The organism is Enterococcus sp. 3C7_DIV0644, from assembly GCF_002141235.1.
Taxonomy (GTDB): domain Bacteria; phylum Bacillota; class Bacilli; order Lactobacillales; family Enterococcaceae; genus Enterococcus_D; species Enterococcus_D entomosocium.
Window position 1 is genome coordinate 2,912,430 of record NZ_NGLK01000001.1, and the last position, 20,414, is coordinate 2,932,843.

A 20,414-nucleotide genomic window follows, 5' to 3' on the forward strand; every position below is an offset into this window, starting at 1 on the left:
AGATGAGCCGATCAAAACCAGTAACGTTAGACGGGAAAACACCGTTGATTTGTGTGCCATTGATTGGGAAAACCAATGAAGAGATCTTGAAACAAGCCATTGCTGCTGAGGAATCAGAGGCACAGATCGTCGAATGGCGTGTTGATCATTACAAACATGTCGAAGACCAGCAAGCGGTCTTAGATGCGTTATCACATATTCGCACGACATTAAAGCACAAAGAGCTGCTCTTCACTTTTCGAACCTTGGAAGAAGGGGGCGAGCGGGCGTTCACATTGACCCAGTACAAAGAATTGTGTTTAGCTGCTGCTGATTCAGGCTTGATCGATTGGATCGATGTCGAATTAGAGAAAGCTGAATTTTTAGGTCGAGCCTTTATTCAAGAAATCAAAAAGGCACAGGTAAAGCTGATATTGAGCAATCATGATTTTGAGAAAACGCCAGAAGATGCTGTGTTGATTTTAAAGATCGGCGTAATGAATCAATTTGGTGCCGATGTTGGCAAGTTAGCGATGATGCCCAAGCAAGTCCAAGATGTTTTACGTTTGATGGGGATCATTACTAAAGCGCGTGGCTTCAACCAACTGCCGTTGGCGATCATGTCGATGGGGGAGCTGGGGAAAATCAGCCGGGTTAGTGGGGCATTGACTGGTTCGGTCTTTACTTTTGCTTCGTTGCAAGGTGCTTCAGCACCTGGACAAATACCGATCGAACGAATGACCAACTACTTACAAGAATTTTCACTCAATGAGTAAGACCAGCCAAGGCCTTCTCTTAAAAGAAACCAAAACAAAAGAGGGATAAAATGGCGAAGAAGAAACAAAAAACCAATGCGATCCGTCAAGTAGAACAACAGAAAATCGCTTATAACGAATATACCTATGAGTGGTCGGAAGACCATCTCGATGCGCAATCCGTCGCTGTGCAACTAGCACGCCCGCAAGCCATCTACAAAACGCTGGTGGCAGTGGGCAACAAAACAGGTCCGCTAGTGGCTGTGATTCCTGGAAACAGAGAAGTGGATCTGAAAAAGTTAGCCAAAGTCAGTGGAAACAAAAAAGTAGAGATGCTGCATCTGAGAGATTTAGAAGAAACGACTGGCTATATTCGCGGCGGCTGTTCGCCGATCGGGATGAAAAAGCTCTTTCCTACTTATATTGATCGTGGGGCGCAGACACTGGAAGAAATCGTGGTTTCTGCAGGAAAGCGCGGGTTGCAGATGGGGCTTGCCCCACAAGCGTTGCAACAATTGACTAGGGCGATCTTTGCCGATTTGTTGGCACCTGAACACGAATAAAAAATCCCCGTGAACCATCTTGAAATGCCGTTCACGGGGATTATTTTGTACTATTTTATTCCATTACTTCAATATCGAAAACCTCAATATTTTCTAAACCACCATAAAAGTCAAACCATGGAGTGGCATATTGTTTTAGAATGGCGTTTAATTCTTCAACATTTTCTTTCCCTTGGGTGTCCAGCCATTCCAACAACGCTTTGGCACCTTGTTTCCCATAAATTTCCACACTATCGCGCCAAGTTGCTCGACCTCCTAAGATTCCTGAGAATTTGGCACCATGTTGACCAGCAAAGGTCAATTCATCGCGAAAGACATTCGCTGGAACTCCCGCACTCAAATAGATAAATGGCCGAGTCGCGGCGTCACTGGCTTCTTTGAAGTAATTGGCTGCTTCTTCTTGCGTATAGACGGCCTCTAAGCCTTCTTTTTGGAAGCCTTCCACTAAGTCGAACTGAACCGGTACTTCGACTTTCAAAATATCGATATGGTAGTGATCTTTCGTCAATTCCTGAATGGTTCGGATGACCTTGCTCGGTTTGATCTTGGCAAAAGCAGGTGATTTGTCATCTGTGATCTCATCATCATAGACGATCGGTTCCACAAATAAGGGAATATCGGCCGCCTGTGCCTCCGTACCTAAACGCTCCAAAAACGCATGTTTGGTATCTAAAATCTCTTGGGGTTCATCTGGATTATAATAAACCAAGACTTTTGCAGCATCCGCACCTTTTTTCACCAAGCGCTGCAACGATTCATTGGGTAAAATCTCTGGCAAACGACCCGGCGTGTTGACATCATAGCCTGTTTTTTCATAGGAAAGGATCAAGCCAGCATTGGGATTCTTTGCTTCGATCCCTAAGAAGCCATATTCCTCATCTAACAGAATACTGCTGACATATTTGGTCAGTTCTTGGGAAACCAACTGTTTGAATTCATAAATGTGTTCCATCGTAAAGTCATCCGGTCCAGTTGCCGCCTTCATCATTTTTTTCATGGAACCACGTTGGTCGATCGCTAGTGCGGCAATCACACCGTCCTCATTTGAAAGTTTTTGCATTCGTTCAAATTTACCTCTTGAAATTCGTTTCATAAAAAAAACCTCCCTCGATCTTGCTATCTTTAGTCTACGCCTACTTTGAGAAAAACCCAACTAATAAGCAAAAAGAGAGGAGATCCAGGTGTTGGCAGCAACGGCAAGGATATTGCTGCCAACACCTGGGTCGTCGATCAATAACTGAAATAACTAGCTGTTTCTGCTGCGTTTTTTCCAGAAACATGACCCGTGCAAAACGCAGCGGTGATGTTGAAACCACCTGTATAACCATTGATATCCAGCAATTCACCGGCAAAATACAAGCCATTGATTTTCTTGCTTTCCATGGTCTTAGGATTGATTTCTTTCAGATGGACCCCGCCGCCCGTCACGAAGGACTTTTCTAATGGGAACGTGCGGACAATGGTGATTGAAAAGCCTTTGATCAAGGAAGCGAGCGCCGTCAACTGTTCCGGTGAGGCTTTTTCAGCAACCAGCTCATGCAAGTCTAGCTGCTGCAAAAAGAAGGTCATCAAGCGCTCAGGCAAAAAGCCAGCTAAAGCATTCGGCAATTGTTTCTTCGAAGCCGCAGACTGAATTAATTCTTGGGTCAAGGCTTCCTGGGCTTTCGTCGGCAGACAATCCAGAACAACCGTCACTGGTTGCTGCTTTTTCAATTCTTGGTTCACAAAAGAGGAACAGCGCAAAGCAGCTGGACCAGATAACCCAAAGTGGGTAAACAAAAGATCCATGGTATGGGCGACGATGGGCTTTCCTTTTTGATCCAAGACGCTCAAGGTGATGTCTTGTAAGGAAATGCCCTGCAAGGTCCGTTCTTGAATAAAAGATTCTTCTGAAACAAGCGGCGATTCGGTTGGATAAAGCGGCGTAATGGTATGCCCGACTTTTTTCGCCATCTTATAGCCGTCCCCCGTCGCGCCCGTGGAAGGATAGGTGCGGCCACCCGTTGTCAAAATCACGCTTGGGGCAGAGAACTCATCGGTTTCGGTTCGTACGCCGCGTATTTGGCTGCCATCATGGATCAGCTTGGTTACGACCGTATTCGTCAACAGGGTGACGTGATGATCGTTGATTGCTTGAAGCAGCGCTTCGACGATAGTTTTTGATTTGTTCGTCACAGGGAACATCCGTCCGTGGTCTTCTTCTTTTAAGACGACACCTAAGTCTGCGAAAAACGCCATTACATCATAGTTATTGAATTGGGAAAACGTACTATACAAAAACTTGCCGTTTCCTGGAATATGAGCAACTAAATCATCTACCGGCCGATTATTAGTTACATTGCAACGTCCGCCGCCAGTCATCAATAGTTTCTTGCCGATTTTTTTGTTTTTTTCGATTAATAAGACCCTAGCACCTTGTTTGGCAGCGGTGATCGCAGCCATCATACCGCTCGTACCTGCACCAACAACGATGACATCATAGGTTTTTTCCATTCTTCTCACCTCTTTGGGATTGTAACACATCGCCTATGACTGCTGAAAGGAGAGGGCGATTTTTTTCGAATGATAAAAAATTCTGACAATTCTAAAAAAAAGCGTGCAATTTCAGAAAATTTCTTTAAAATAGAAAATATCTTAAAGGAGGTAATGCACTATGACCAAAGCTTCAGCTTACGTGAAAGAAATTCAAGCGAAGATTCACGAGAAAGACCAACACCAACCGGAATTTCTTCAAGCAATTGACGAATTTTTGCCTACGATCGTTCCCTTTTTAGAGGAGCATCCAGAATATATTGAATCAAATATCCTTGCACTCTTAACTGAACCAGAACGTTTTATCCAATTCAGAGTCCCGTGGCAAGACGATCAAGGCAACTGGCAAGTAAACCGTGGCTATCGGATTCAATTCAACTCTGCAATGGGGCCTTACAAAGGCGGCTTGCGTTTTCACCCAAGTGTAAACTTGAGTATTTTGAAGTTTTTGGCGTTTGAGCAAATCTTCAAAAACAGCTTGACGGGTCTGCCGATCGGCGGCGGCAAAGGCGGAAGTGACTTTGATCCAAAAGGCAAATCAGATGCCGAAGTGATGCGTTTTTGCCAAAGCTTTATGACGGAGCTGTCAAAACATATCGGACCTGACCTAGATGTTCCTGCTGGCGACATTGGTGTCGGAGGTCGGGAAATCGGCTATTTGTTTGGTGCCTACAAACGATTGAAACAATATGATGCCGGGATTTTAACCGGTAAGCCACTAGACTTCTGGGGCAGTAAAAACCGCACAGAAGCAACGGGTTATGGCGCTGTTTATTTCGTTAAGCATTTATTGACAGACTTAGGTGAAACATTTGAAGGCAAAAAAGCGATCGTTTCTGGAAGCGGCAATGTTGCGATCTATGCAATTGAGAAATTGCAAGAATTAGGTGCGATCCCTGTTACATGTTCTGATTCCTCTGGTTTTATTTATGACAAAGACGGCATTGATCTGGCCTTATTAAAAGAGATCAAAGAAGTGAAACGCGAACGGTTGACGGCTTACGCCAAGGAACGGCCATCAGCGGAATATCATGAAGGGGCAACTGTCTGGGATTTTGATACTCCAGCGGAATTAGCCTTTCCTTGTGCGACCCAAAACGAAATTGATCTCTCGCAAGCCAAACGTGCAAAAGCCAATGGCGTCCGGGTCGTTTCTGAAGGCGCGAATATGCCTAGCTCATTAGAAGCAGCAGAATATTTTATTGAAGAAGGAATTTTCTACTGCCCAGGAAAAGCAGCCAATGCCGGCGGCGTAGCCGTTTCTGCTTTAGAAATGAGTCAAAACTCCCAACGATTGCAATGGGAAAAAGCCGAAGTCGATGCCAAATTGGATGATATCATGAAGTCGATCTATGAAGCATGCCGTGATACAGCTGAAACCTTCGATCAAAAAAATAATTTTATGTTAGGTGCGAACGTCGCAGGCTTTGAAAAAGTTGCTAAAGCAATGTTTGCTCAAGGACTTGTCTAAAATCACCTGACAGGCTATCTATCAGGAATTACTTGAAAAAAGTTGGAAAAAAACGTAAAGTAGGTAGTGTATGAAAAACTATTTTTTCAAGGAGGACAAATCATGTCACACATCAAGTTTGACTATTCGAAAGTAGCACCATTCGTGAACGAATACGAATTGAGCTACATGCAAAGTCAAGTTACAGCAGCAGACAAACAATTACGCGAAGGAACAGGTGCTGGTAGCGACTTTTTAGGTTGGATCGACCTTCCTAAAAATTATGACAAAGATGAATTTGCGCGTATCAAAAAAGCGGCTGAAAAAATTCAATCTGATTCTGAAGTACTAGTCGTGATCGGGATCGGCGGATCTTATTTAGGAGCGAAAGCAGCGATTGATTTCTTAAATCATTCTTTCTTTAACTTGTTACCAAATGAAGAACGCAAAGCACCACAAATCTTTTTTGCCGGTAATTCGATTTCTTCAACTTACTTAGCAGATTTGATCGAAATCATTGGTGACCGTGACTTCTCTGTGAATGTGATCTCAAAATCAGGAACAACTACTGAGCCAGCGATCGCTTTCCGTGTTTTCAAAGAACGTTTGATTGAAAAATACGGCAAAGAAGAAGCCAACAAACGGATCTACGCAACAACGGATAAAGCGAAAGGTGCAGTAAAAGTTGAAGCAGATGCCGAAAACTGGGAAACCTTCGTCATTCCAGATGACGTCGGCGGCCGTTTCTCTGTATTGACTGCTGTTGGTTTATTACCAATCGCTGCCAGCGGAGCAGATATCGATGCCTTGATGCAAGGGGCAGCAGATGCTAGCGATGCTTACGCAAGTGACGACCTTGAAAAAAATGAAGCGTATCAATATGCAGCAATGCGTAACATCCTTTATCGCAAAGGCAAAGTAACCGAATTGCTGATCAACTACGAACCAGGCATGCAATACTTCTCAGAATGGTGGAAACAATTATTCGGTGAGTCTGAAGGAAAAGACCAAAAAGGGATCTATCCTTCAAGTGCAAACTTCTCAACAGATTTGCATTCTCTTGGTCAATACATCCAAGAAGGCCGTCGCAATATCTTTGAAACTGTCGTAAAAGTTGAAAAACCACGCAAATCAATTGCGATCCCTACACAAGAAGCAGATCTTGATGGTCTTGGCTACTTAGAAGGAAAAGAAGTTGATTTTGTTAATACGAAAGCTTTTGAAGGAACGTTACTTGCCCATACAGATGGGGATGTACCTAATCTGTTAGTAAAAATTCCTACAATGGATGCGTACACGTTAGGTTACACGATGTACTTCTTTGAGATCGCTGTAGGTATCTCTGGTTACTTAAACGGTGTGAACCCATTTGACCAACCAGGGGTTGAAGCGTACAAGAAAAACATGTTCGCCTTACTTGGCAAACCAGGTTTCGAAGATCTTGCAAAAGAATTGAACGAACGCCTATAATTCGACAAAGAAACGCCTTGTGCCAGTTCTGATTGGCTCAAGGCGTTGTTTTATTTTCGCGTTTGTTGTGTTCCTCGATAGTTGATCCAAAAAATCAGCGGTCTTCTTTTAATCCCCAAAGCAACGCAGCAGACAATAGTCCAAAGATACAGGTTTGAATAATTGGCATTTGACTCATCTCCTTTTGATTTTCTTTAGTATAAAATGCTTTTTAAGAAGTGGCACGAACAAACCAGTGCGTTTGAACGAACGAAACTGTCATTTCTTGGTGACAAATGCGTGATAAATTGAAATAAAACGTTTTCAATTTGATGCTTTTTTGTTATTATATCTTTATGAAAGAAAACGGTTGAGGTGAGCATATGGAGAATATTACGATCGGTGAAAAATATGTCTGCCGACCTGTCGGGGCGAGCAAGCCTGTGATTGGTGTGGTGGAAAAACTATACGTACATACGGCGTTGATCGTCGTTTCAAGTTATGAAGAAGAAGATCAAGCACAAGTAGAAGCTTGTAATCGTCGGATGATCGTCAGTTTCAATAAAATTTGTACGCAAACGAACGTTGCCTAACCAACTAGCAAAAAATGCTGCTCAACGGATCACCGTGAGCAGTATTTTTCTTTGTGTGAGATCAGCCAACGCCAATCACGAAATTCAATAGTTTGTCTGAATAAGTCATGTCTTCTTCCGACAAACTCAACTCTTCATTTAAAATCCCCATTTGGTCAGTAATGATCCCGTCTACACCGTAAAAACGCATTCGGCTGATAGTATCCGCATCATTGGGGGTCCAAACGAACACTTCCTTGCCATCGGTCCGGGCAGAAGCGATGAAGTTGCGGTTGATCGTACTGTATTCCATTGTCAGAAAGTCGGCACTGGTCAGTGGCGGCCCTACGATATTGAAAGGCATGATGTATCCCGATGTCAATTCAGGCGCCTTCTCTTTTAATTCTTCAACAACTGTATAGGAGAGACTTTGCATAATATGCCCATTTGCAACTAAATCCTCTTGGTATCGGTCTAAGAAGGCATCTACGAGTGCCGCAGTATCTTTTTGTTGGGTTTTGATCTCCACCAGTAATTTTTGGTCCAACTGATTGGCAAGCGCCAAGTACTCGTCAAAAGTTGGAATACGGGCTGTCTGGTTGTTTTCTGAAACCGTCAGTGATTCGGCGTAACTCAAGGGCAATTGCTCGGGTTTTCCTTTGCCGCCTGTCAAAGGCCGGTAAGAAAAATCATGGTAGACAATAAAATGACCATCACTTGTTTGCTGGACGTCCATTTCCACGTAGTCCGGCTGATATTTCTCACTAGTAAATCGTAACGCTTCAAGGGAATTTTGGACCCCTTGTCCGTCGCTTACCCCTCGATGGGAGATCGTTACCGGATGGATCGAAGCAGCTGAGGTCAGATAGTTCATATTATACAGACTAACCCCAACACCAAAAAGTACCGTGACCAAGGTAAACAAGGAACTTTTCAGTCCTAGAAAATGTCGCTGGTTCAATGGTTCTTGGTGGAACCACGAAGGGATCTCTGGTAAAAAGCCTTCATCATCCATGAAATCAACGATGATGTAAAAAATAGCCACGGTCGATAAAATGACATTCAGTAACAAAATAAACTGCAAGAAAGTCATAATAAAAACAGCACTATACAACGCATAGTCCGGTGTAACAACTTCAATCACCGCTTGAAGGGTAATCAGCAGCGTGAAGCCCAGAGTCGTGATCAATAAGATACTACCACCGATAAAGACAAATTGACCAACGATGGCAAAAAAACGGCGTTTTGTTACTTGGAGGCTTTCTTTGATCGCTTTTCGAAAGGGCAGATCACGTAAAATCATTTCCGGTAAGGCAAAGATCACGCGAATCCCCAAGTAAATCAACAAAACATAAACCAAAAGCACTGCCCCAATGATCAAGACACGATTGGCAAAAATAAAGTCCATGATAAAAGCAGGGATTTTGATTTTTGCGAGTAAATCCGAATTAAAACTCAATCCACCGATGGGTAAAATCAGTAAGAAGTAAAAAAGGAAAAATAAAAAGGTCATCGGCCGTAATTTGCGCAATTGCAAAATAGTCATTCGTAACAATTGCCGCAAGCTGATGGGCTGCTTCTTTTTGATAAAATAGACACTCAGCAGTAAGAAAGTAAATTCAAAAAAGACGGCTAATAAGATCAAAAGCAAAATCAGGGTTAATGAGAGCAACACAACAGGGTGATCTGTAAAGATACTACCGATATTATCGAAAGAAAGATAAGGCAAGCCGCCGCGCTTTAAGACGAACTTGGTGGAAGCTGATAATATCGGGATCACTAAGAACAACAAGGCACCGTGCATCAATAAAACATCACGGAAGTAGGCATTGCTGTCTTTCAAAAAATCCCACGTGTTGACTAAGCTGTTTTTTAAATAATTCATGGTCGTCATCCTAACAAAGTAAGTATTGTGGTTCAATTTATTCTAGAAAGGCGGTAAAAAAGAGCCGAACAGTTTTAGAAGCACATTTGCCACAGGCATAGTTCCCTGTTTGAAAAGCAGCTTCTTTACGTTCGGCTCGCTGAATTGATCGTTTTTCTTACATATGATTCTTATCCGCCTAACAAACCAGTTAAGAATGTTCCACCGTAAATCAATGCCATACTGTACAAGAAAATTGAAGCAGGTTTTGCCAACAAAATAATCAACGTAAATTTCTTCACTGTCATGTTGGTCAAGCCAGCCATTAGACAAAGGGCATCATCAGGGGCAACCGGTAGAAAGATTGCAAGGGCGAAAAGTTTTTCAAATCGGCTTTGGTTGTCTAACCAGCCGATATATTTATCGTAAGTTTTGTCACTGATCATACTTAAAATGAATGGTTTACCGTATCGTCGGCCAAGCAGGAAAATAATGACAGAACCAATACTGATTCCTACATAGTTATAAACGAATCCTAGATAAGGACCGAAAATCAAGACACCTGCAGCGCTGGAGACACCACCGGGAATAATCGGGATTACTACTTGCAAGATCTGCAATAGGATAAAGACGATTGGTCCTAAGATAACGGAATTTCCAACTAGACCTCGCAGTGCATTAATATCTTTAAAAACACCTAGATTGATAAAATAGATGGTTAACGCGATCGATAAACCTAAGCCAATAATAGAAATCGTATTAATGATACGACGAGAAGTTGCTATGCTCACAGGACTTCATCTCCTTTATGTTTCATAATCTCACTATACGGGGTGGGACCAGAAAAATCCAGTAAAACAAATGACAAACGTCAAACAGTTTTGTAAGGTATGCCTTTATTATAAAAGAAGTCCGAAAAGAAAACATTGTACTAAAGTCTGAAATAAGAAAAATTTATAGTTTCTGCGCGCCAATAGTTTTAGGAGATTTTTTTATCCGGGTGACGTTTTTTTGTGCGTTTCACTTGCCAGCGATTGACGATCTTTTCAACCACACTCGTCATCATGAACCCGCCGGCAATCGCCCCAGCGGTGATGACAACGATCATCAGATTTTCAAAACCGACAAAGTTGTCGCCCAAAGCGAATTCTCGAACGGCTTTGTAGGCAGGCCCACCCGGTACGAGGGGAACGAGGCTGGGAATGTTAAAAATGATCATGGGCATTTTTTTTCTGCGGGAAAAAAAGATGCTGACGCAACCGACGGCAAATGCGGCTAAGAAGTTGGCACTGCCTAGACCGTAGCCAATCGTTTGCAATGACCAATAGATCATCCAGCCAACCGTTCCAGCAATGCCTGTGGCAACTAAGGCTCTTTTAGGAATATTGGTCAAGATGCCGAAGGTTACAGTGCTTAAGAAGCTGAAGGAAAGGTGAATAAAAATCGTCATGAGATCCCTCCAAATAAGGTGAAGACCGTGGCAATGCCGACACCGATCGCGGCAGCAGTAAAGATGGCCTCTGTTCCCCGAGCTGTGCCACTAATGAGATGGCCTGCCAAGATATCTCGAAAGGAATTGGTGATTGCTACACCAGGAACTAAGGGCATGACGGCACCGATAATCAAATTATCGACGTTTTGTGCGATATGAAGAGAGACCGCTAAGACAGACAAAGTACCGATCAGTAAGGAGGCACAAAACATATCCAAAAAGCGAATGTCGATCAGTTTCTTGACCCAATACGCACACAAAAAGCCAAGGCAGCCAATGACGAAGGTCGCTAGAAAGTCAAACCAAGCACCGCCAAAAATAATCATTAAGGTACTGCTGACCACGCCAGCACTAAGAACCTGTAGCCAGTAAGGAAAACTTGGTGTTGTCTGATTGACCTTTTTTAATGCCTCATGCAGTTCCGCTAAGGAAAGTTTCTTTTCCGCATAGGCGCGAGAGAGCCCATTGACGGCAACAATTTTTTCGAGATTGATGACTCGATCATGAACATTTTCTACTTGTGCATAGTGGCTACTGCGTAAGCCCATAAAAAGTCCAGTTGCTGTTACATAACTAATACTCCCTTGCTCTCCAGCGTTTGCCGCAATTCGATTCATCGTATCTTCCACGCGATACACTTCCGAGCCGTTTTCCATCATGATTTTCCCTGCTAATAAGCAGGTCTCCAATAATAGCTCTTTTGATTCAGCCATTTCCAAACCCCTTTTTCAATCGAATTTGCGTGCTACACTCCTAGTGTACAATTTCAGCGAGTTTTCAACAAGAAAGAAAAGTAGATTTGAAAAATAACTAGAACGCCATCCGTTGGATTTTTTGTGATAAATGAAAAAAGCAGAACATTTCCTATTACTAAACATTCGTTTTTAGTGAACAAAGTGAATAGAAATAAGATAACGGAAGGAGTGTTTTATTTAAAAAGGGGGATTTATTGATGCGAAGGAAGGTCTATACAAGAGAACACATTTTGAAGGCCGCTTATGAACTGATCAATAGAGAAGGTTTTGGCAACTTTACGGCCCGGAATATCGCTAAGCACATGGGAATTTCTACTCAACCAATTTATCTTGAGTTCGAAAATATGCAGGACTTAAAAAATACCTTGGTGGAGGCTGTTTTCAAAGATTTATCGGAAAATGTTTTTCCAGTCGTTCGAACAGGAGACAAACTTGTTGATTTAGGCCTGAATTATATACGCTTCGCGCAAGAGCAGCACAATCTCTACATCGCCCTTTTTATCGACGACTACGGCGGTGGGAAATTGATGCATGATTTTTCATCCACCTATTTCAAATCCTTGATCAAATCAGAAAAAAAATATGCAGATCTATCCGAAGATGCGATAAATGCACTACATAATGGCGCATGGATCGTTGTGACTGGTTTGGCTTCCTTAATGTCGGCGGGTATCATCACACCCACCGATGATCAGATCATCAAAATCATCAACGAGACGATCGCAGGCGTAATCGAAAAGAAAGAAAACTATATTTTCGATTAAAGAACAAAAAATCTGTATCCATTTCCATTTTGGATGCAGATTTTTCTTGACATTTTTTGTAAAACTAGCGAAAATAACTGTTATGGAGAGTTGGCAGAGTGGTAATGCAGCGGACTCGAAATCCGCCGACCCGGTTCATCCCGGCGCGCAGGTTCAAATCCTGTACTCTCCTTATACCAACGCTTTGGAGCGTTTAGCCTATCTTTCGAGATAGGCTTTTTTGTTTGTTGTGGGCAGAAGAATATAAATGACTGCCGAGGTTGATCGATAACCATCTGAAAAGCGATTAACCTACACTCGGTCTAGAAAACAGCATAATTGTTCCGTCAACTTGCCGATATCTTTTTTGCTTGTGGTCCTGCAACAAACGAAAAGAATCAATCGGGCAAACGTGATAAGGCGTATTCAATTTGTTCAGAAGTAAAGCCTTCAAAGGAAAGTTGGCTCGCCACACGCTCATCCGATAAGGATAAATTTTGCGAGTAGCGAATCGCTTTTTTCAATGCTTGCTCGTTCCAATCGGCATCCACGGTGGCTACGGCAAAGTCTGCTGCGCTCTCAGAAAAATCTTCATAGAGTAGTTGGCGTTTTAAGCTCGACTGAGAAAACGCATTGCTGGATAAGTATCTTTCTGCACGATTCAGTGCATTTCTTTCTTCACGAGAAAGTTCAGGTGTATGTTGCTCGTTGTTCGCGGGTTCTTCTTGTTGTGCGCTACTTGCTTCGTTGTTGCCAGCTTTTTGTTCTCCTTGTGGTTGTTCCATGGAAGCAGCGGCATCGCCAAAGGATTCGCTTTGCCTTGATTCGTTACGTAAAGAAAGGCTTAATTGCGCAGTGATGCTATCGAAAGATGTCACATCTTGGTAGAAGGACAAGCCACCATAAGAAAACAAGGCAATAAAAGCGGAAGCGACAATGATCAAAACGTTTCGATCTCGTTTTGCATTTTGTTTTACAAGCCCAATATAAAATAAGACAATGCCAAAAACGAAACAGAACAATCCAATGAAAAACAAAATGGCGAAAAACGTAGCCATAAAAATTCCTCCTAAATAAAAGTCTCCTGAAAAGACAATAGTACTATGTTCTGTACCAGAAAACAGATTTGTCTTTTCATGAATAGAGGAAAAGGATGATTTGACAAATGTAACGTGTATGCTATTAATGGATCATTCATAAGTATTAAAGGAATGACGCTCAAGAATGACTAGTGAAATAGATGGTAAACTTAATAAAAGCACAGTTGTATCAGTAGGAGGCAAGAAGATGGATTTTGAAGAAAAAGATTATTTTATGCGTTATACAAAAGTTGCGGCACAGGGATTGAGTAAGTTTATTACGCAAGGATCTGTTGATGAAATCTTACAGCTAGATGAACAGCAAAGTGGACAGAAGCAAGAAGTGGATGCTGCAACAGACAAAAGCGAGCCAAAAAACAAGAAAGCACCTAGCTAATTATTTCCTTAGCGAGGTGCTTTCAGTACGAATCGGTATCCTTCATTTGGATAAACTCCTTATGCAGTTTTTTTCAATTCTTGTACAGCTTGCTCGATCGTAATTCCAGTCGCAAAATGATTCGCATCTTTTTTATCGAAAACGATAAATAAATTCAATTTGGTATCCAGAGTTACACGATATTGTAGATCTGTGTTATAGAATGTCATAGTCATTCTCCTTTCTTAAAACTTGTCATTGAAAGGCAACGGTTAGTTGATAACGAAATTCCATAGTTAGAATAACACTTTTTTTCACAATAGTCCAATAAAACTATCAAACGAACAAATCTGACTGATTATTTTCAGGAAATCAATGCTGAGAATGGAAGCAAAAGAAGTTTGCTGGAGTCAGTAAATTCGGGAAAAGTATCTTTGTATATTTTCAGAAAAATAGAATTCATAAAAAATTTCTTAAGAATTTTGAGGATAGCTATTTTCTTAGATAACAAATTTGTAAGATTGAGAGTATGAGATGATTGGAAACCTTGATATCATAAGGTTTATCTTCAAATTGTGTTTTGTGCAAAAATATATTGATTGTATTTTTTTGAAAAAGAGATCGTATCTCTTGAATTCTATGGTATGATTTACTTTAGAAAAATGAAAATGGATTATGAAAACGGATGTGAAAATATGTGCGGAATTGTCGGCTTTGTCAATTCAAAAGACCAAAAAGAAATCATTATTGAACGCATGATGGACCGGATCGTTCATCGCGGACCAAACAGTTCAGGGAAATTTACCGACGACCGAGTGGCATTAGGGTTTCGTCGTTTATCGATCATCGACTTAGAAGGTGGCTCACAACCAATTTTTAATGAGGATCGAACAAAAGTAATCATTTTTAATGGTGAAATTTACAACTTTCAAGTATTGCGTGAGGAATTGATCCAAGCAGGTCATGTCTTTTCTACCCATGCGGATACCGAAGTAGTCTTACATGGCTATGAAGAGTGGGGGATTGATGTTTTGCAGCGCCTGCGGGGAATGTTTGCTTTTGCCATCTGGGATACTCAAAAACAAGAGCTTTTCGGCGCGCGGGATCACTTTGGCATCAAACCGTATTACTATGCACAAATGAACGGCAGTTTCATGTTTGGCTCTGAAATCAAAAGCTTTTTGCCTCATCCAGATTTCAAGAAAGAATTAAACCAGGAGGCGTTGAAACCTTATTTGACGTTCCAATACTCGCCTTTGAACGGAGAAACCTTCTTTAAAGGCGTTCATCGTTTGCAAGAAGGGCATTATTATCTGTTTAATGAACAGGGATTGACGATCAAGCAGTACTGGGATGCAGATTTTTCAGTGAAAGAAAATCATTCAAGAGAAGAATGGGTCGATAAAATCGATCAAGCAGTCCAAGAATCAATTGCCGCTCATCAAATCAGTGATGTTGAAGTCGGCTCATTTTTATCCAGTGGTGTCGATTCAAGTTACGTGGCCTCGGTCTTGCGCCCAGATCACTCATTTTCAATTGGGTTTGATGACAAAACCTACAACGAAGCGATCGAAGCCCGCAAATTGACGGAAAAGCTCGGCTTGAACAACACAGCAGCGGTCATCGATGGTGAAATGTCCTTTGAGGCATTTCCGCTGATTCAGTATCACTTGGACGAACCGGATTCTAACCCAAGCTGTGTCCCTTTGTACTTTTTAGCCAACCTAGCAGCACAGCAAGTGCGGGTCGTTCAATCTGGGGAAGGGGCAGATGAATTATTTGCCGGTTATGCTGCCTATGGCTTCCACACAAACTCTAAAGCGGTTCGCGTTTTTGCCCAAGGCTTGAAAAAACTGCCGCAAAACATCCGCTTTCGTTTAGGGCGTCAAATCGGCAAAATGAAAAACTTCCATGGTCGAATTCATCTTTATGAAGCAACGGCACCTGCCCAAGACTTCTTTATCGGGCAAGCCCTGGTCTTTGAAGAAGAGGAAGCACTACAGCTTTTAAAACCAACGTATCAAAAAGGACCATCTGTTGCTGAAATCGTTGCGCCTCATTATGAGAAAGTCAATGGTCTCAAAGACGAGGTCAACAAGATGCAATATTTGGATCTTCATCAATGGATGCCGAAGGATATTTTGTTAAAAGCAGACAAAATGTCCATGGCGAGTTCTTTAGAATTACGGGTTCCGTTACTGGATATCGAGATGCAAAAACTGGCGCAAACGATCCCGACGAAATATTTGATCAATCAAAACAATACGAAAGATGTGTTTCGACAAGCGTCAAACCGTCATTTGCCAAAAGAATGGGCAAACCGTGAAAAGCTAGGCTTTCCTGTACCAATCAAGGCATGGCTGAAAGAAGGAACAGGGTATGAAGCAGTTAAAGCCCTTTTTGAGTCAGACTTTGCAGCAACCTTCTTTGATCAAACAGCGATTTTGCAAATGCTAGAAGACCATCGCCAAGGAAAACCGAATCTTCAGCGAAAAATCTGGACGATCTTTACATTCTTGACCTGGTACAAAGTATTCTTTATTGATGAATCGATTCCCGAAGCCAAAGAAATCGTTTATGAAACACTTTGATTTGAATATGGAAGCAAAAAAAAGCTGATGCGGACAATCCCGCATCGGCTTTTTTTATAGACCTAAATATTTTTCCAAGTAATCGACCATGCCATCTTCCGCATTGGTTTTGTCAGTAACATCATTGGCGATCGATTTTAATTGTTGCGTGCCATTTGCCATAGCAACGCCCCACCCCGCATAATCCAGCATCTCCAAATCATTGTGTTCATCACCAAAAGCGATGATATCTTGCCGATCCAAAGACAAAGAATCCGCGATCACCGAAAGACCAAGTGCTTTATGGACCCCTTTTGGTACGATCTCTAAGATGGCTTGAGGCCCGCCCCACGTGCGAACATCGACTGCATCGTCAAATTGATCCTTGATACGTAAAGAAACAGATTCTGCTAATTCATTTTCGGTTTTCACCAGTAATGAAGTGGGATCCGTTTTTAAATTTGCTAATAGATTTTTTTCGGAAGCATTACCCGAAAAGAAAAAGTGTTGATCAAATCCGCTTAGGTCATCGATGAAAAAGGTTTCACGATTTTCTGCTGCAACAAACGTCAGGCCCAGCTGCTCTTTTTGTGCCATGAGCTCAAACGCAATTTCTCGAGAGATCGAGTGCTCCATTTCGTTTGCCCAGACTTGTCGAGGTTTATGGACCAACCCACCGTTAAAATTGACCATTGGTGTTGTGAGCGCCAATTCTTTATAGAATTGATCACTCATACGAAAAGGTCTTCCTGTAGCGATGGTAACAAAGTGTCCCGCTTTGGTGGCGCGAACCAGTACCTCACGTGTGCGAGGGGAAAGTTGGGATTCAGTATTTAAGGTTGTGCCATCTAAATCAATGGCGATGATTTTTGGTTTCAAAAGACTCGCTCCATTCTCTTATGGTAGTGGCTTAAGTGTAACATATTTCTGTCATTTCACAATACAAGTAAGTTTTCGATAAGTTTTCATAATAGTTACAAAGTAAAACACGAACATTAAACGTTTTTGGTTCGTTTTATTCGGAAAAAGGTTTGAAAAGCGAAAATTATTCCCTTATAATTTGTAATTGTTCGATGAAAAGCGCAATTATTCATTTTTTCTTTTCATAGAAACGATTAAAGTTCAGGAGTGAAACATAACATGGAAAAGTTTTTCAAATTAAAGGAGAATAAAACGACGGTTTCCACAGAAGTGATGGCTGGGGTCACCACCTTCTTCGCGATGAGTTATATTTTGTTTGTGAATCCGACGATTTTATCTGCTGCAGGCATGCCGTTTCAAGCTGTTTTCCTAGCAACGATCATCGCTTCAGTGATTGGTACCCTGATCATGGGCTTATTTGCAAATGTGCCTTACGCGCAAGCACCTGGAATGGGACTTAATGCATTCTTCACCTTTACCGTTGTTTTTGGTTTAGGGTATACGTGGCAGCAAGCATTAGCGATGGTTTTCATCTGCGGCCTGATCAACATTTTTATCACGGTGACTCGAATCAGAAAAATGATCATTCATGCGATTCCAGAAAGCATGCAGCATGCAATCGGCGGCGGCATCGGGATCTTTGTGGCTTATGTAGGGATCAAAAATGCCAACTTGCTAAACTTCAGTGCAGACACTGCCGCAGTGACGGGTTCAGTTGTCGACGGTGAGACGATTGTGAGTGCCAATTTTAATGGGGGGATCGTCCCAGCTTTGGCGAATTTCAATAATGCACCTGTTTTGTTAGCAGTGATTGGTTTAGTAGTGACTACTTTATTAGTGGTGAAAAATGTTCGTGGGGCAATTATTTTTGGTATTTTAGGAACGACGATCATTGGTATTTTGATGGGTGTGGTGGATTTAAGTGCCATTGATTGGCACGGGAATTCATTAGGAAGTTCCATCAGCGAACTAGGAATCACATTTGGCGCTGCGTTTGGCTCTGAAGGAATGGGCTCACTATTCAGTGATTCTGCCAAAATCCCTCAAGTAATCATGACGATTTTAGCGTTTAGTTTATCAGATGTCTTCGATACGATCGGTACATTTATCGGAACCGGACGTCGTACAGGGATCTTTTCGAAAAAAGATGAAGAAGCGGTTGAAAACAGTAATGGGTTGAATACGAAGATGGATAAGGCTCTTTTTGCAGATGCCGTAGCCACTTCTGTAGGGGCCATCGTAGGGACCTCAAATACAACGACTTATGTGGAATCAGCAGCTGGCATCGGTGCTGGTGGACGCACGGGCTTGACTTCCGTTGTGGTGGCAGCACTCTTTGCGATCAGCAGTATCTTTTCTCCACTGATCTCAATCGTTCCCGCACAAGCGACAGCACCGGCATTGATCTTGGTTGGGGTAATGATGATGGCTTCTTTTGCGGACATCAAGTGGACTGATCTAGAAGAAGCAGTTCCAGCCTTCTTCGCGTCCATTTTTATGGGCTTGTCTTACAGTATTTCAAATGGGATCGCTGTTGGTTTCATTTTCTATGCATTAGTGAAAGTAGTGAAAGGAAAAGCCAACGAAGTGTCTCCGATCATCTGGGTCGTCAATGCGTTGTTTATCCTGAACTTTGTCATTTTGGCTTTGATCAGTTAAGTTTAATGATGAAAATCTTTCTGTATTTTAAATGCAGAAAGATTTTTTATTTGATTATTACTCACGATACGGTATAGTATTTGTGAAAGAAGGTTTGTAAATGAAGATTGATTGGAAACGAAATCTACTGATTTCATGGGTAGGTTGTTTTTTTACGGGTGCCAGTTTTAGTCTTGTCATGCCATTCATTCCCTTATATATAGAAGAGTTAGGCGCTCCAGAGAGTCAAATTGAGTTGTTTTCTGGATTAGCAATCTCAGTAACGGCGTTTGCGGCGGCTATCATTGCTCCAGTTTGGGGAAATCTAGCAGACCAAAAAGGTCGTCGTTTAATGATGATTCGCGCGGCTGCGGGGATGACAGTGACGATGGGTTCTTTGGCTTTTGTACCGAATGTCTATTGGTTATTGATCATGCGTTTCTTTACCGGAATTTTATCGGGGTATATTCCAAATGCGACTGCGTTGATCGCTTCGCAGGCGCCTCGAGAAAAAAGCGGTTGGGCGCTTGGGACATTGGCTACAGGAGCCATCGCAGGGAATTTGATTGGTCCTTCGATGGGTGGGGCGTTGGCGCAATGGTTTGGCATGAAAAATGTCTTTATTATCACAGGCGTTGTTCTACTAATCACGCTGTTGCTTACGATTTTTCTCGTTCAAGAAGATTTTGAGCCAGTTGAAAAGGGCGATCTGCTTTCCATTAAAGAAATTTTTGGTCAAATCAAAAATATGCAGTTGCTTGTTGGCTTGTTTATTACTTCCCTGATTTTACAGCTAGGTGTAACGAGCATCAGTCCGATCCTCACATTGTATATTCGTGATTTAAGCGGGGATACGGGCAATATTTTGTTCGTCAGCGGATTGATCGTCTCTGTTGCCGGTGTTTCAGCGATTATCTCCTCGCCGTTTTTAGGCAAAATCGGTGATCGTTATGGCAATCACAAAGTGCTGTTGGGGGGCTTAGTACTGTCATTTTTCTGTTTCATTCCGATGGGCTTTGTCTCTACTCCGTTTCAACTAGGCGTGTTGCGCTTCTTGCTTGGTTTTTCTACCGGTGCCTTGATGCCGTCCATCAATACACTGATCAGCAAGATCACTCCAATGGAAGGGGTCAGCCGTATCTATAGCTACAACCAAATGTTCTCCAACTTTGGGCAAGTGTTAGGTCCAATGGTCGGCTCAACGGTGGCAGCCGGTTTTGGCTATCCAGCCGTCTTTTGGGTGACGAGCGGGTTTGTACTGATCAATATTTTTATCTCAGGATTTAATTTCCGTAAAAGCTTACGTAAAACGGACATCAGTGAATAGTTGAAAAGAAAAAAAAACCAGTTACAATAAAGGTAACTGGTTTTTTTTTAATGGCTTGTCTTTTCAGGCGCTGGTGCGATAATACCAACAAGAATGATCACCACACCTGTGACCAAAGAGATGATTGAAGTTAATTGAAAATCATAAGTTGCTCCAGCAAGTGAGCTGCCTAGATAGCCAACGACTTGACCTAATACAAAAGTCCAAAATAAAGTGACTAGGTAACGCATGACGACACCTCTTTTCTGCGTATCTTCCATTTCGACTTTAGTTTATCACAAAAATATTTATTGTAAAGATTTTCACTTTTTCATTTTGTTTTTCAAATCTATTTACTAGCAGAAAGAAA

At 42.1% G+C, this 20,414-nt stretch carries 20 protein-coding genes and 1 tRNA gene; 11 read left to right on the forward strand and 10 right to left on the reverse strand.

What is annotated here, in order from left to right; translation table 11 throughout:
* Positions 1 to 2 precede the first annotated feature (2 nt).
* On the forward strand, positions 3 to 755 hold the full coding sequence (gene aroD / locus A5877_RS13685; RefSeq protein ID WP_005229128.1) for a type I 3-dehydroquinate dehydratase: 753 nt from the start codon (positions 3 to 5) through the stop codon (positions 753 to 755).
* A 50-nt stretch (positions 756 to 805) separates the two neighbouring features.
* A complete protein-coding gene (gene ybaK / locus A5877_RS13690; RefSeq protein ID WP_005237194.1) occupies positions 806 to 1,297 on the forward strand; it encodes a Cys-tRNA(Pro) deacylase in 492 nt (163 codons plus the stop codon).
* A 55-nt stretch (positions 1,298 to 1,352) separates the two neighbouring features.
* Here the strand turns inward: ybaK and A5877_RS13695 are convergent, their stop codons facing one another.
* Both A5877_RS13695 and A5877_RS13700 read right to left on the reverse strand, forming a co-directional pair.
* The gene (locus tag A5877_RS13695; protein ID WP_005237193.1) at positions 1,353 to 2,390 is read right to left on the reverse strand and encodes a tagatose 1,6-diphosphate aldolase; all 1,038 of its coding nucleotides are present in this window, start codon (positions 2,388 to 2,390) and stop codon (positions 1,353 to 1,355) included.
* 137 nt (positions 2,391 to 2,527) lie between these two features.
* Positions 2,528 to 3,790: an NAD(P)/FAD-dependent oxidoreductase gene (locus A5877_RS13700; protein ID WP_086316975.1), complete on the reverse strand. Its 1,263-nt coding sequence runs from the start codon at positions 3,788 to 3,790 to the stop codon at positions 2,528 to 2,530.
* Between the two features lie 160 nt (positions 3,791 to 3,950).
* Here A5877_RS13700 and gdhA point away from each other — a divergent pair, with 160 nt between their 5' ends.
* From gdhA to A5877_RS13715, 3 genes are all read left to right on the forward strand, one after another.
* The gene (gdhA, locus tag A5877_RS13705; protein WP_061053892.1) at positions 3,951 to 5,300 is read left to right on the forward strand and encodes an NADP-specific glutamate dehydrogenase; all 1,350 of its coding nucleotides are present in this window, start codon (positions 3,951 to 3,953) and stop codon (positions 5,298 to 5,300) included.
* A gap of 102 nt (positions 5,301 to 5,402) precedes the next feature.
* Positions 5,403 to 6,749 carry a glucose-6-phosphate isomerase gene (locus A5877_RS13710; RefSeq protein ID WP_005229134.1) on the forward strand — a complete coding sequence of 449 codons (1,347 nt, stop codon included), beginning with the start codon at positions 5,403 to 5,405 and terminating at the stop codon, positions 6,747 to 6,749.
* A gap of 362 nt (positions 6,750 to 7,111) precedes the next feature.
* Positions 7,112 to 7,321 carry a hypothetical protein gene (locus A5877_RS13715; protein ID WP_016619871.1) on the forward strand — a complete coding sequence of 70 codons (210 nt, stop codon included), beginning with the start codon at positions 7,112 to 7,114 and terminating at the stop codon, positions 7,319 to 7,321.
* Between the two features lie 61 nt (positions 7,322 to 7,382).
* On the opposite strand, the gene A5877_RS13720 is transcribed toward A5877_RS13715, so the two are convergent.
* The 4 genes from A5877_RS13720 to A5877_RS13735 all read right to left on the reverse strand — a co-directional run bounded on the left by A5877_RS13720 (position 7,383) and on the right by A5877_RS13735 (position 11,369).
* Positions 7,383 to 9,185 carry a glycerophosphoryl diester phosphodiesterase membrane domain-containing protein gene (locus tag A5877_RS13720; RefSeq protein WP_086316976.1) on the reverse strand — a complete coding sequence of 601 codons (1,803 nt, stop codon included), beginning with the start codon at positions 9,183 to 9,185 and terminating at the stop codon, positions 7,383 to 7,385.
* Between the two features lie 170 nt (positions 9,186 to 9,355).
* Complete coding sequence (locus A5877_RS13725) at positions 9,356 to 9,955, reverse strand: TVP38/TMEM64 family protein (protein ID WP_005229140.1); 600 nt, start codon at positions 9,953 to 9,955, stop codon at positions 9,356 to 9,358.
* A gap of 188 nt (positions 9,956 to 10,143) precedes the next feature.
* A complete protein-coding gene (locus A5877_RS13730; RefSeq protein WP_005237187.1) occupies positions 10,144 to 10,614 on the reverse strand; it encodes a threonine/serine exporter family protein in 471 nt (156 codons plus the stop codon).
* The gene (locus A5877_RS13735) at positions 10,611 to 11,369 is read right to left on the reverse strand and encodes a threonine/serine exporter family protein (protein ID WP_016619873.1); all 759 of its coding nucleotides are present in this window, start codon (positions 11,367 to 11,369) and stop codon (positions 10,611 to 10,613) included. The genes A5877_RS13730 and A5877_RS13735 overlap by 4 nt, the downstream gene beginning before the upstream one ends.
* A gap of 239 nt (positions 11,370 to 11,608) precedes the next feature.
* Here A5877_RS13735 and A5877_RS13740 point away from each other — a divergent pair, with 239 nt between their 5' ends.
* Entirely contained in the window at positions 11,609 to 12,175 is a 567-nt protein-coding gene (locus A5877_RS13740; RefSeq protein ID WP_086316977.1) for a TetR/AcrR family transcriptional regulator, read from the forward strand.
* A gap of 84 nt (positions 12,176 to 12,259) precedes the next feature.
* Positions 12,260 to 12,347: transfer RNA gene (locus tag A5877_RS13745), tRNA-Ser, on the forward strand.
* A gap of 205 nt (positions 12,348 to 12,552) precedes the next feature.
* Here A5877_RS13745 and A5877_RS13750 read toward each other — a convergent pair.
* Complete coding sequence (locus tag A5877_RS13750) at positions 12,553 to 13,212, reverse strand: Ltp family lipoprotein (protein WP_086316978.1); 660 nt, start codon at positions 13,210 to 13,212, stop codon at positions 12,553 to 12,555.
* Between the two features lie 229 nt (positions 13,213 to 13,441).
* Between A5877_RS13750 and A5877_RS13755 the strand changes: the two genes are divergently transcribed.
* Positions 13,442 to 13,630, forward strand: a complete 189-nt coding sequence (locus A5877_RS13755; protein ID WP_034872503.1) for a hypothetical protein — start codon at positions 13,442 to 13,444, stop codon at positions 13,628 to 13,630.
* A 59-nt stretch (positions 13,631 to 13,689) separates the two neighbouring features.
* On the opposite strand, the gene A5877_RS17230 is transcribed toward A5877_RS13755, so the two are convergent.
* Positions 13,690 to 13,839 carry a hypothetical protein gene (locus A5877_RS17230; protein WP_005229155.1) on the reverse strand — a complete coding sequence of 50 codons (150 nt, stop codon included), beginning with the start codon at positions 13,837 to 13,839 and terminating at the stop codon, positions 13,690 to 13,692.
* A gap of 465 nt (positions 13,840 to 14,304) precedes the next feature.
* Between A5877_RS17230 and asnB the strand changes: the two genes are divergently transcribed.
* Positions 14,305 to 16,200 (forward strand): asparagine synthase (glutamine-hydrolyzing), encoded by a 1,896-nt coding sequence (gene asnB / locus A5877_RS13760; protein WP_061054487.1) that lies wholly within the window; start codon positions 14,305 to 14,307, stop codon positions 16,198 to 16,200.
* 54 nt (positions 16,201 to 16,254) lie between these two features.
* Here asnB and A5877_RS13765 read toward each other — a convergent pair whose 3' ends face one another.
* Positions 16,255 to 17,058, reverse strand: coding sequence for a Cof-type HAD-IIB family hydrolase (locus A5877_RS13765; protein ID WP_005229159.1), 804 nt, complete (start codon positions 17,056 to 17,058; stop codon positions 16,255 to 16,257).
* A 261-nt stretch (positions 17,059 to 17,319) separates the two neighbouring features.
* Here A5877_RS13765 and A5877_RS13770 point away from each other — a divergent pair, with 261 nt between their 5' ends.
* Together A5877_RS13770 and A5877_RS13775 are read left to right on the forward strand one after the other, a co-directional pair.
* A complete protein-coding gene (locus A5877_RS13770; protein WP_005237180.1) occupies positions 17,320 to 18,759 on the forward strand; it encodes an NCS2 family permease in 1,440 nt (479 codons plus the stop codon).
* A 100-nt stretch (positions 18,760 to 18,859) separates the two neighbouring features.
* On the forward strand, positions 18,860 to 20,065 hold the full coding sequence (locus A5877_RS13775) for a multidrug efflux MFS transporter (protein ID WP_016619879.1): 1,206 nt from the start codon (positions 18,860 to 18,862) through the stop codon (positions 20,063 to 20,065).
* A 47-nt stretch (positions 20,066 to 20,112) separates the two neighbouring features.
* Here A5877_RS13775 and A5877_RS13780 read toward each other — a convergent pair whose 3' ends face one another.
* Complete coding sequence (locus tag A5877_RS13780) at positions 20,113 to 20,295, reverse strand: YjzD family protein (RefSeq protein ID WP_008377814.1); 183 nt, start codon at positions 20,293 to 20,295, stop codon at positions 20,113 to 20,115.
* Between the last annotated feature and the right edge of the window lie 119 nt (positions 20,296 to 20,414).

Excerpts from the sequence above, each read along its gene's own strand:
- aroD (WP_005229128.1), top strand. The coding sequence starts at position 3 with ATGAGCCGATCAAAACCAGTAACGTTAGACGGGAAAACACCGTTGATT.
- ybaK (WP_005237194.1), top strand. The coding sequence starts at position 806 with ATGGCGAAGAAGAAACAAAAAACCAATGCGATCCGTCAAGTAGAACAA.
- A5877_RS13695 (WP_005237193.1), bottom strand. The coding sequence starts at position 2,390 with ATGAAACGAATTTCAAGAGGTAAATTTGAACGAATGCAAAAACTTTCA.
- A5877_RS13700 (WP_086316975.1), bottom strand. The coding sequence starts at position 3,790 with ATGGAAAAAACCTATGATGTCATCGTTGTTGGTGCAGGTACGAGCGGT.
- gdhA (WP_061053892.1), top strand. The coding sequence starts at position 3,951 with ATGACCAAAGCTTCAGCTTACGTGAAAGAAATTCAAGCGAAGATTCAC.
- A5877_RS13710 (WP_005229134.1), top strand. The coding sequence starts at position 5,403 with ATGTCACACATCAAGTTTGACTATTCGAAAGTAGCACCATTCGTGAAC.
- A5877_RS13715 (WP_016619871.1), top strand. The coding sequence starts at position 7,112 with ATGGAGAATATTACGATCGGTGAAAAATATGTCTGCCGACCTGTCGGG.
- A5877_RS13720 (WP_086316976.1), bottom strand. The coding sequence starts at position 9,185 with ATGAATTATTTAAAAAACAGCTTAGTCAACACGTGGGATTTTTTGAAA.
- A5877_RS13730 (WP_005237187.1), bottom strand. The coding sequence starts at position 10,614 with ATGACGATTTTTATTCACCTTTCCTTCAGCTTCTTAAGCACTGTAACC.
- A5877_RS13735 (WP_016619873.1), bottom strand. The coding sequence starts at position 11,369 with ATGGCTGAATCAAAAGAGCTATTATTGGAGACCTGCTTATTAGCAGGG.
- A5877_RS13740 (WP_086316977.1), top strand. The coding sequence starts at position 11,609 with ATGCGAAGGAAGGTCTATACAAGAGAACACATTTTGAAGGCCGCTTAT.
- A5877_RS13750 (WP_086316978.1), bottom strand. The coding sequence starts at position 13,212 with ATGGCTACGTTTTTCGCCATTTTGTTTTTCATTGGATTGTTCTGTTTC.
- A5877_RS13755 (WP_034872503.1), top strand. The coding sequence starts at position 13,442 with ATGGATTTTGAAGAAAAAGATTATTTTATGCGTTATACAAAAGTTGCG.
- A5877_RS17230 (WP_005229155.1), bottom strand. The coding sequence starts at position 13,839 with ATGACATTCTATAACACAGATCTACAATATCGTGTAACTCTGGATACC.
- asnB (WP_061054487.1), top strand. The coding sequence starts at position 14,305 with ATGTGCGGAATTGTCGGCTTTGTCAATTCAAAAGACCAAAAAGAAATC.
- A5877_RS13770 (WP_005237180.1), top strand. The coding sequence starts at position 17,320 with ATGGAAAAGTTTTTCAAATTAAAGGAGAATAAAACGACGGTTTCCACA.
- A5877_RS13775 (WP_016619879.1), top strand. The coding sequence starts at position 18,860 with ATGAAGATTGATTGGAAACGAAATCTACTGATTTCATGGGTAGGTTGT.
- A5877_RS13780 (WP_008377814.1), bottom strand. The coding sequence starts at position 20,295 with ATGCGTTACCTAGTCACTTTATTTTGGACTTTTGTATTAGGTCAAGTC.